At 67.1% G+C, this 9,096-nt stretch carries 11 protein-coding genes; 8 read left to right on the top strand and 3 right to left on the bottom strand.

Going from position 1 to position 9,096, the window contains the following annotated elements:
* Nucleotides 1–197 precede the first annotated feature (197 nt).
* The 5 genes from hprK (at nucleotide 198) to ptsP (ending at nucleotide 4,635) form a co-directional block, all read left to right on the top strand.
* Nucleotides 198–1,148, top strand: a complete 951-nt coding sequence (hprK, locus tag DVU99_RS14205; protein WP_114240879.1) for an HPr(Ser) kinase/phosphatase — start codon at nucleotides 198–200, stop codon at nucleotides 1,146–1,148.
* Nucleotides 1,149–1,151: 3 nt separating this feature from the next.
* On the top strand, nucleotides 1,152–2,051 hold the full coding sequence (gene rapZ, locus DVU99_RS14200) for an RNase adapter RapZ (RefSeq protein WP_114240878.1): 900 nt from the start codon (nucleotides 1,152–1,154) through the stop codon (nucleotides 2,049–2,051).
* A gap of 43 nt (nucleotides 2,052–2,094) precedes the next feature.
* On the top strand, nucleotides 2,095–2,487 hold the full coding sequence (locus DVU99_RS14195) for a PTS sugar transporter subunit IIA (protein WP_114240877.1): 393 nt from the start codon (nucleotides 2,095–2,097) through the stop codon (nucleotides 2,485–2,487).
* Nucleotides 2,480–2,749: an HPr family phosphocarrier protein gene (locus tag DVU99_RS14190; RefSeq protein ID WP_114240876.1), complete on the top strand. Its 270-nt coding sequence runs from the start codon at nucleotides 2,480–2,482 to the stop codon at nucleotides 2,747–2,749. Before DVU99_RS14195 ends, DVU99_RS14190 begins: the two co-directional genes overlap by 8 nt.
* A gap of 155 nt (nucleotides 2,750–2,904) precedes the next feature.
* Nucleotides 2,905–4,635, top strand: a complete 1,731-nt coding sequence (gene ptsP / locus DVU99_RS14185; protein ID WP_114240875.1) for a phosphoenolpyruvate--protein phosphotransferase — start codon at nucleotides 2,905–2,907, stop codon at nucleotides 4,633–4,635.
* Between the two features lie 107 nt (nucleotides 4,636–4,742).
* Here ptsP and DVU99_RS14180 read toward each other — a convergent pair whose 3' ends face one another.
* Nucleotides 4,743–5,630, bottom strand: coding sequence for a LysR family transcriptional regulator (locus tag DVU99_RS14180; RefSeq protein WP_114240874.1), 888 nt, complete (start codon nucleotides 5,628–5,630; stop codon nucleotides 4,743–4,745).
* Nucleotides 5,631–5,716: 86 nt separating this feature from the next.
* On the opposite strand from DVU99_RS14180, the gene DVU99_RS14175 reads away from it, so the two are divergent.
* Nucleotides 5,717–6,742, top strand: coding sequence for a YeiH family protein (locus DVU99_RS14175; RefSeq protein ID WP_114240873.1), 1,026 nt, complete (start codon nucleotides 5,717–5,719; stop codon nucleotides 6,740–6,742).
* 137 nt (nucleotides 6,743–6,879) lie between these two features.
* Nucleotides 6,880–7,401, top strand: coding sequence for a GFA family protein (locus DVU99_RS14170; RefSeq protein WP_198670335.1), 522 nt, complete (start codon nucleotides 6,880–6,882; stop codon nucleotides 7,399–7,401).
* On the opposite strand, the gene DVU99_RS14165 is transcribed toward DVU99_RS14170, so the two are convergent.
* On the bottom strand, nucleotides 7,322–7,720 hold the full coding sequence (locus DVU99_RS14165) for a DUF302 domain-containing protein (protein WP_114240872.1): 399 nt from the start codon (nucleotides 7,718–7,720) through the stop codon (nucleotides 7,322–7,324). The two genes, DVU99_RS14170 and DVU99_RS14165, sit on opposite strands and share 80 nt — an antisense overlap.
* Nucleotides 7,721–7,842: 122 nt before the next feature.
* Complete coding sequence (locus DVU99_RS14160; RefSeq protein WP_114240871.1) at nucleotides 7,843–8,589, bottom strand: glucose 1-dehydrogenase; 747 nt, start codon at nucleotides 8,587–8,589, stop codon at nucleotides 7,843–7,845.
* Nucleotides 8,590–8,700: 111 nt separating this feature from the next.
* Between DVU99_RS14160 and DVU99_RS14155 the strand changes: the two genes are divergently transcribed.
* Complete coding sequence (locus tag DVU99_RS14155) at nucleotides 8,701–9,087, top strand: helix-turn-helix transcriptional regulator (RefSeq protein ID WP_114240870.1); 387 nt, start codon at nucleotides 8,701–8,703, stop codon at nucleotides 9,085–9,087.
* Nucleotides 9,088–9,096 lie beyond the last annotated feature (9 nt).

Here is a 9,096-nt window from a genome sequence, read left to right as displayed (position 1 = left end):
CCCCACCCCTCCCGCGCCCATGTCTGCCTCTCTCGTCGTCTCGGAGTTGTGAATACCACACAGCGGCCCGCCCCCGGGGCGGGCCACCTCCCTCCCCGGTTTTCCGCCATCCAAGGCACCCGCCGGTGCGAACTGGCACAATGTCCATGTAGCCGCCCGGACCCGTGCGGGGTCTCCTGCGGCGCAAAGGATATGGCTTGGACCGGCTGACCGCCCGACAACTCTACGATGGTGTCCACGAGCGCATGGCGCTGCGTTGGGTTTCCGGCATGCGCGGAGAGTCGCGCGTGCTCGAGCAGGCTGCCACCACGACGCGCCGTCCGTCGCTGATCGGCTACCTCAACGTCATCTACCCCAACAAGATCCAGATCATCGGCACCGAGGAGCTGAACTACCTCGACAGCCTGGAGTCCCGCCAGCGCTGGGAGGCGATCAACAAGATCGCGGCCTACCAGCCGGTGGCGATGATCGTGACCAAGGACCAGCCCATCCCCACCGACCTGCGCGAGGTGGCGGAGGAAACCAACACGCCGTTGTGGATCAGCTCCAAGCGTGGCCATGAGCTGCTGACCTGGATGCAGTACCACCTGGCGCGCATGCTGGCGCCCAAGATCACCCTGCATGGCGTGTTCCTCGAGGTGTTCTCGATCGGCGTGCTGATCACCGGCGAGTCCGGCTCGGGCAAGAGCGAGCTGGCGCTGGAACTGATCAGCCGCGGGCATCGCCTGGTGGCCGACGACGCCACCGAGTTCACCCTGATCGCCCCGGACGTGATCGACGGCACCTGCCCGGAGCTGCTGCAGGACCTGCTGGAAGTACGCGGCCTGGGCGTGCTCAACGTGCGCGAGATGTTCGGCCACACCGCGGTCAAGCCTTCCAAGTACCTGCGCCTGGTGGTGCACCTGAAGCCGCTGCGCGAGGGCGAGGACACCGACGGGCTCACCCGCCTTACCGGCGACATCGGCCATCGCGAGATCTTCGAGGTGCCGGTGCCGATGATCACCATCCCGGTGGCGCCCGGCCGCAACCTTGCCGTGCTGGTCGAGGCCGCCGTGCGCAACCATGTGCTCAAGAGCAAGGGCATCGACCCGGCGCAGACCTTCATCGACCGGCAGGCGCACCAGATGCGCCGCCTGCCTCCCTGGTGAGCCATGAGCGACACGACGCCTTCCGCCATCACCCGTGACCCGGACGCGATCAACCTGATCGTGCTTACCGGCATGTCCGGCGGCGGCAAGACGGTGGCGCTGCGCGCGCTGGAGGACCTGGAGTTCTACTGCGTCGACAACCTGCCCACCGCCCTGCTGCCGCAGCTGGTGGCCGCGGTCAGCCGCAATGTCGAGAGCAAGCGCCGCAACATCGCGGTGGGCGTGGATGTGCGCAATCCCGGCGAAGACCTGCAGCGCATGCCGGCCATCCTCTCCGAGCTGGCCTCCTCGGGCGTGCACGCACACCTGATCTTCCTGGACTGCCGCGACGACGTGCTGATCAAGCGCTATTCGGAAACGCGCCGCCGCCACCCGTTGTCCTGGCAGGGCCTGTCGCTGGCTGACGCGATCGCCGAGGAGCGCCGCGTACTGCGCCCGCTTTCCGCGATCGCCGACAAGGTGATCGACTCCAGCGACATGAACGTGCACCAGCTACGCCGCCTGATCGCCACCGGCTATGCCGAGGCCACCGAAGGGCTCACCCTGATGTTCCAGTCGTTCGCGTTCCGGCGCGGCCTGCCACTGGACGCCGACTTCGTGTTCGATGCGCGCTGCCTGCCCAACCCGCACTGGAAACCCACCCTGCGCCCGCTGTCGGGCAAGGACGCAGCGGTGCGCGACTACCTTGATGAACAACCGATGGTGGCTGAATACTTCGCCGACACCGCGCGCTGGCTCGACACCTGGCTGCCCCGCTTCGATGCCGACGATCGCAGCTACGTGACCATTGCCGTGGGCTGCACCGGCGGTCGCCACCGCTCGGTCTATCTGGTCGAAAAACTGGCCGCCCATTACCGTGCGCTGCGCAGCGGCGTGCTTACCTTCCATCGCGAGCTCGAGTGATAGTCATGCTGTTGATGCCTACAAACCGGAGCGGCAAGCCGTCATGAGCGTAGGGGTGCTGTTGATGACGCACGAGGCGGTCGGCCAGGCGCTGATCTCGGCTGCCCACCACGTGCTGCCCAAGTTGCCCTTGCGCGTGGAGGCCGTGGAGGTACCGCCGCAGGCCGACCCGGACGTGATGCGCACGCTTACCGCGCGCCACGCCCGCTCGCTCGACGAGGGTGATGGCGTGCTGGTGCTGGCCGACCTGTACGGCGCCACGCCCTGCAACATCGGATTGTCGCTGAGCGCGCTCGGCGTGCGCTTGCGCTGCGTATCGGGACTCAATCTCCCGATGCTGCTGCGCGTACTCAACTATGCGGAAAAGCCGCTGGATGAACTGGCGGAAATTGCGGCCAGCGGTGGCCGCGGGGGAATCTTCATCGATCATGCGTGAACAAGAGATTGTCGTTTCCAACAAGCTGGGCCTGCACGCCCGTGCCTCGGCCAAGCTGGTTCAACTGGTGCAGGGCTTCAAATCCACCGTCTGGCTGGTCAGCAAGGGCCGCGAGGTCAACGCGCAGAGCATCATGGGCGTCATGATGCTTGCGGCAGGCATTGGCACGCCGCTGACGGTACGCGCCGAGGGTCCGGACGAGGAGTCCGCCCTCGATGCCGTGGTCGCCCTGTTCAACCGCAAGTTCGACGAAGGAGCCTGAGTGGGGAAACAGATCGCTCGCGCCGCGCCCCTTGAGGCCGTGTTCACGGCCCGGTGGGCTGCGTCGTGCGATCTTTTCCGTTCGGGATTCGACACGCTGGCCGGATGCCGGCGTTACGCGTGGCCGGACCGGCCATCCCGCCAAGGAGGGTATGCATGAGACAGATACTGACAGGCACCACGGCAGCCAGGGGCATGGCGCTGGGTCGTGCGCGCCTGGTGCAGCCCAGCCGTTATCTGGTGGATACCCGCCCGCTGGGCGAGGACGAAGTCGAAGAGGCGCTGGCCAAGCTGCACCACGCGCTGGAAACCGCCCGGCAGGAGCTGCGCGAACTGCGTGGCAAGCTGCATGGCGCGCTCGCGCGCGAGGTCAACGAGTTCATCGACGCGCACAGCCTGCTGCTCGATGACCCCGAACTGCTGCGCGGCCTGGATGACCTGGTGCGCATCGGCCATTACCGCCCCGGCGCGGCGCTGAAGAAGCAGCGCGATCGACTGGCCGCGGTGTTCGAGGCGATGGATGACCCTTACCTGCGCTCGCGCAAGGAAGACGTCGACCAGGTCATCAGCCGGGTCATCTCGGCCTTGCAGCGACAAACCAGCCGCGAGGAGCGCAAGCTGGCCGCGCGAGTGGGCGAGATCCTCATCGCCGACACCATTGCGCCCGCCGACATGGCGCACCTGGCCGGCAGCGGCCTGCTCGGCGTGGTGGCCAGTTCCGGCAGCCCGTATTCGCACAGCGCCATCCTCGCGCGCAGCCTGGACCTGCCCATGCTGGTCGGCGCGCGCGATGCGCTGTCCACCATCCACGACGACGACCTGATCCTGCTCGACGCCGAGCGCGGCGAAGCGGTGCTGCATCCCACCGCGCAGGATCTGGCCCGCTACCGCGCCTGGCAGCGCGAGGCGGCGCAGGAAGGGCGCCGCCTGGCCACGCTGGCCAACGTGCCCACGCGCACCCGGGACGGCGCCGAGGTCCGCCTGCTGGCCAACGCCGAAATGCCGCCCGACATCGCCATGGCCCGCTCGCGCGGCGCCGATGGCGTGGGCCTGTATCGCACCGAATTCCTGTTCCTTCGCCAGAAGGGCCTGCCCACCGAGGACGAGCAGTTCATCGCCTATCGCGACCTTGTGCTGGGCATGGGCGGCCTGCCGGTGACCATCCGCACGCTGGACCTCGGCGCGGACAAGGCCGACGCCGCCGGCCTGGTGTTGCGCGGCGAGGACAACCCGGCGCTTGGCGTGCGTGGCGTGCGCCTGTCGCTGCGCTATCCCGCGGTGTTCACCACGCAGATCCGCGCCATCCTGCGCGCTGCCTGCTATGGCCCGGTGCGCGTGCTGGTACCGATGGTGACCCAGCCGGACGAACTGATCGCCGTACGCACGCTGTTCAAGCTGGCACGCCAGGAACTCAAGCGCGAGAACGTCGACCTGCCCGAGAAGCTGGCCCTGGGCGCGATGATCGAGGTGCCGGCTGCGGCGATCAACGTGCGCGCGCTGCTCGAGCACGCCGACTTCCTTGCCATCGGCACCAACGACCTGGCCCAGTACGTACTGGCGGCCGACCGTGGCAACGATGCGCTGGACAACATCTACAACCCGCTGCAGCCGGCGCTGCTGCGTCTGCTGTCCTACGTGATCGCCGAAGGCCGCCGCGCGAAGAAGCCGGTGAGCCTCTGCGGCGAGATCGGCGGCGACGTGAACTTCACGGCGCTGCTGCTGGCGTTGGGCCTCAACGAATTCAGCATGCACCCCAGCCAACTGCTGCACGTGCGCGACCGCCTCGCCACGCTGGACCGTGCAAACCTGCGCGCCAACGCTCCGCGCATCCTGCGTTCGCGCACGCATGAGGAAGCCGAAGCGCTGCTGTCCGACATCGTCGGTTGATACGCTCCCGAAGATACGTTCGTCCCCTGTAGGGGCCAGCCCTGTGGACGGCCGCGGTGCCATGTCGTCGCTGCTGCGCAGGGTGTGCTCCTGCTGGTGCAGTGAGGTCAGCCGCGACCGTCTGCACTGGCGAGGAAGGCCTCGATCAAGGCTCCCCGATAACGTTGCCGGTGCAGCAGCAGCGACAGCTTGCGCTGCAGGTCGAGGAATGGCGTCCTCAGCACCCTGAGCCGACCGTTGGCCGCGGCATCGACCACTGCCACTTCGGGCAGGCAGGCGATGCCGAGACCTGCGATCACCGCCTGCTTGATCGCTTCGGCCTGATCCAGTTCCAGCACGGTTTCGCCGGCCGGCAGCATGGACAAGGCGCGCTCGCTGAGGCTGCGCGTGGCCGAGCCGGGTTCGCGCAACACCCAGCGCGCGCCGGCAAAGTCGTCCGGTTGCAGGCGGCGCTTGCGTGCCAGCGGATGATCGGGCGGCGCGCACACCACCAGCGCGTCGTCGCGCCAGGGCTGTACTTCCAGCGCGGGGTGGGCCACCGGCCCTTCCACGCAGCCCAGCTCCAGCGCGTGGTCGAGCATGGCGGCCACGATCTCGGCCGTGTTGGAGACGCGCAAGCGCACCGACACGTGCGGATGAGCCCGCACGAAATCGCCCAGCAATTCGCCCACGCGGTAATTGCCCACCGTATTGCTGGCGCCCACGCGCAACTCGCCACCCAGCTCCGTGTCGCCGCCGCAGCCGACCCGGCCGAACTCGGCGTAACGCTCGAGCAGTTCCTGGGCCAGCGGCAACAGCTCGCGGCCGCGCGTATTCAGCCGCAGGCGACCCCGTTCGCGCGCGAACACCGGCGCGTCGAGCTGCCGCTCCATTTCGGCCAGGGCCATGCTCGCGGCCGGCTGGGTGAGGTGCAGCACTTCGGCGGCGGCGCGCACGCTGCCAAGGCGTGCGATCTGCACGAATACCTCGAGCTGGCGCGGGCTGATGTTGATCATCAATAGTTCTTATCGAATGAATCAATTATTCAAAATTTTATTGATTACATGACCGCCGGACAATAGCCGTGTTGCAGGAGAACAGCATGAGCGCCACCGCCATTCCGGCCCCCCCCGCCCCTTCCTTATCCCAGCGCCTCCCCGGCCTGTTGCTGGCCACAGCCATCGCCGCCGCGGCGCTGGGCCTGGGCAAGCTCGCCCCGCTGATCGGCGGCCCGGTGTTCGGCATCGTGCTGGGCATCCTGGTGCGCAATACGGTGGCGCCCGGCGGCACCTATACGCCGGGCATCCAGTTCGCCGGCAAGCAGGTGCTGCAGTGGTCGATCATTGCGCTGGGTTTTGGTCTCAGCCTGGATCAGGTGGCCAAGACGGGCCTGGAATCGCTGTCGGTGACCCTGGTGACCATCACGGTGGCCTTCCTCACTGCCTGGCTGCTGGGCCGCGCGCTGAAGGTGCACGACAAGCTGAAGATCCTGATCGGCGTGGGCACGGCCATCTGCGGCGGTTCGGCCATCGCGGCGGTCACGCCGATCATCAAACCGGACGAGCACGACACCGCGTTCGCCATCTCCACCATCTTCCTGTTCAACCTGGTCGCGGTGCTGCTGTTTCCGCTGCTGGGGCATCTGCTGCACCTGTCCGACCTCGGCTTTGGCCTGTGGGCCGGCACCGCGATCAACGACACCTCTTCCGTGGTGGCCGCGGGCTACAGCTTCAGCAAGCAGGCGGGCGACTACGCCACCATCGTCAAGCTGACCCGCGCGACGCTGATCATCCCGATCTGCCTGGCGCTGGCCTTCGCCACCGCGTGGAAGCAGAAGAAGCAGGGCGCCACCGATTTCAGCCTGCGCCGGATCTTCCCCTGGTTCATCCTGTGGTTCCTGGTGGCTTCGGGCGTGCGTACCGCAGGCCTGGTGCCGGTGGTGATCCAGCCGGCGCTGCACATGGCCGCCGAGTTCCTGATCATCGTGGCACTGACCGCCATTGGCCTCTCCGCGAACCTGCGCAAGATGGCTTCCACCGGCGCGCGTCCGATCCTGCTGGGCCTGGGCGTGTGGGCCGCGGTCTCGGTGAGCAGCCTGCTGGTGCAGCTGGTGATCGGCCAACTCTGAACCCGAGCTTCGCGCGAATCGACCACAGGCCCCGCTTCATCACGAAGCGGGGCTTTTTCCTGGGGCTCCCGGCCCCTTGCTGCGCCGGGTCGAACGGATGGCTAAGCTGCAGTTTCCGTCACGCCAGGAAGTGCACCATGCTGCTCGAAGGTCGCTGTCACTGCGGGAACATCCATTTCGCACTGGCCTGGGAGCCCGAGCCGGAAAAGATCCCGGCACGCGCCTGCGACTGCACGTTCTGCCGAAAGCATGGTGGCGTCTGGACGGGCACGCCCGATGGCGAGCTCGACCTGCGCGTGCGCGATGCCACGCAACTCACGCGCTACACGTTCGGCACGCATTCGGCGCAATTCCTGGTGTGCCAGCGCTGCGGCGTGGTGCCGGCCGTGCTGTGCGAGATCGATGGGCAATGGCACGCCGTGGTGAGCGTCCACGCACTGGAAGACGTCGGCCCGGAGCGTTTGCAACACGTGGCTGCGAGCTTCGGCAACGAGGACAAGGCCAGCCGCCTGGCACGGCGGCAGCGCAACTGGATTGCCCGCGTCAGCTATCGCGAAGGTCGAGCGGCAGCCCGTATCACTAGCCCAGCACCTGGCGGATCAACCCGAACGCGCCGGCCAGCGCCGTGCCCGCCGACGCCGGCAAGCCATGCCGGGTGACGATGTAATCGGGGGTGTTCCAGGCGACCCAGGTGGTGCCGAGTTCGTCCTCCCACACCAGGGCCTTCAACGGCAGGTCCAGGCCTGTCAGCGGCTCCACCTGCATCAGCGGCGTGCCGGCCTTGGGGTTGCCGAACAGCAGCAGCTGTTCGGGACGCATGCTCAGACCGGCGCGCCCCGCATCGCCACTGAAGTCGATGCGGGCAAAGAGCGTGATGCCGTGTTCGTCGAGCAGTTGGACCAGCTTCTCCACGGTGTGCCGCACGTCGAGCGCAGACCGGCACATTTCCACTCCACGTGCTTCCGAAGTCGCCGTCATGGACCTGTCTCCTCACCACCGCCAGCCGCGGATCGGGCCAGCGGGGAGCCTGATAATCCACGCCGCTGCGTCAAGCCCACGCATGCAAGGCACGCCTCCGCCGGAGGCGTGCCCGTGGTCGTTCAGCGCATGCCGCCGCCGGCATAGAGCAGCTCGCCGGTGAGCCAGTACGAGTCGTCCGAGGCCAGGAAGCTGACGATGGAAGCGATGTCGTCTGGCTGGCCGATGCGGCCCAGCGGGGTCTGTGCCACGACGCCGGCATGGAAGTCCGAGCCAATGAAGCCGGCAGCGTGGGCGCCCTCGGTCTCGACCATGCCCGGATTCACCGCATTCACGCGGATCTTGCGGGGGCCCAGATCGCGCGACAACACGCCGGTAATCGCGTCCACCGCCCCCTTGGTACCCGTATAGACGGCACTGTGTGGCGGCACGACGCGGGTGACCAGCGAACTGACGTTGATGATGCTGCCACCCTCGCCCATCACCGCCGCAGCGGCCTGGGTCACCAGCAGCAGGCCCAGCACGTTCACGTTGAACTGCTTGTGGAAGTGTTCCTCGGTGATCTCTTCAAGCGCGCCGAATTCATAGACGCCGGAATTGTTCACCAGGATGTCCAGGCGTCCGAAGTGCCTGGTGGCCGCCTCGGCAATCCCCTTGGCGTCGGCGGCCTTCGACACGTCGCCGCCCACGGCAACGGCCTTGCCGCCCGCCTTCTCGATCTCGGCGACCACCGCATCCGCGCCCGCCTTGCTGGACGCGTAGTTCACCACTACCGACGCGCCTTCGGCGGCCAGCGCCTTGGCAATGGCGGCGCCAATGCCCTTGGACGCACCCGTAACGACAGCAACTTTACCTTTGAGCTTGCTCATGACGGCTCCTGTGGGAAGTCAGGTTGGGAGAGGCTGAAGAAGGTCTAAACTTCAATAGTTCGCAACATACGAACTTATGAACTAGTTTTCAAGGCCTGCTAAAATGAAACCATGAGGCCGCTGACCCACCCGTCCATCGAAGACATCACCGTGGAGGGCATCCTGCACGCCCTGTCCGACCCGGTGCGGGCCGCCATCTACGCCCGGCTGGCCTGCGCCGAGCGCGCCAACACCTGCTCGGCGTTCCTGCAGTTGGACGACCGCACCATTCCCAAATCCACCCTGTCGCAACATTTCCGTGCGCTGCGCGAAGCGGGCTTGATCCGCAGCGAACGTCGCGGCGTGGAAATGCTCAATACCACGCGCTGCGAGGAGATCCAGCAGCGGTTTCCGGGGCTGCTGCAGGCGATCATCCAGGCGCACAGCATCCAGTCGGCGGGCCACGGCAAGCCGACACCCAGGCGCAAGGGTGCGGCGGCGAAGGCCAAGGCGGGCTGAGGAAGGCTT

The sequence above is a fragment of the Dyella sp. C9 genome (genome assembly GCF_003332825.1).
Classification (GTDB): domain Bacteria; phylum Pseudomonadota; class Gammaproteobacteria; order Xanthomonadales; family Rhodanobacteraceae; genus Dyella.
This window is presented reverse-complemented; position numbering and strand designations above follow the sequence as displayed.

What these genes read in the sequence shown, in the direction of transcription:
- DVU99_RS14175 (WP_114240873.1), top strand. Translation starts at nt 5,717, where the DNA reads ATGAGCGCCACCGCCATTCCGGCCCCCCCCGCCCCTTCCTTATCCCAG.
- DVU99_RS14170 (WP_198670335.1), top strand. Translation starts at nt 6,880, where the DNA reads ATGCTGCTCGAAGGTCGCTGTCACTGCGGGAACATCCATTTCGCACTG.
- DVU99_RS14195 (WP_114240877.1), top strand. Translation starts at nt 2,095, where the DNA reads ATGAGCGTAGGGGTGCTGTTGATGACGCACGAGGCGGTCGGCCAGGCG.
- rapZ (WP_114240878.1), top strand. Translation starts at nt 1,152, where the DNA reads ATGAGCGACACGACGCCTTCCGCCATCACCCGTGACCCGGACGCGATC.
- DVU99_RS14165 (WP_114240872.1), bottom strand. Translation starts at nt 7,720, where the DNA reads ATGACGGCGACTTCGGAAGCACGTGGAGTGGAAATGTGCCGGTCTGCG.
- DVU99_RS14155 (WP_114240870.1), top strand. Translation starts at nt 8,701, where the DNA reads ATGAGGCCGCTGACCCACCCGTCCATCGAAGACATCACCGTGGAGGGC.
- DVU99_RS14180 (WP_114240874.1), bottom strand. Translation starts at nt 5,630, where the DNA reads ATGATCAACATCAGCCCGCGCCAGCTCGAGGTATTCGTGCAGATCGCA.
- DVU99_RS14190 (WP_114240876.1), top strand. Translation starts at nt 2,480, where the DNA reads ATGCGTGAACAAGAGATTGTCGTTTCCAACAAGCTGGGCCTGCACGCC.
- DVU99_RS14160 (WP_114240871.1), bottom strand. Translation starts at nt 8,589, where the DNA reads ATGAGCAAGCTCAAAGGTAAAGTTGCTGTCGTTACGGGTGCGTCCAAG.
- ptsP (WP_114240875.1), top strand. Translation starts at nt 2,905, where the DNA reads ATGAGACAGATACTGACAGGCACCACGGCAGCCAGGGGCATGGCGCTG.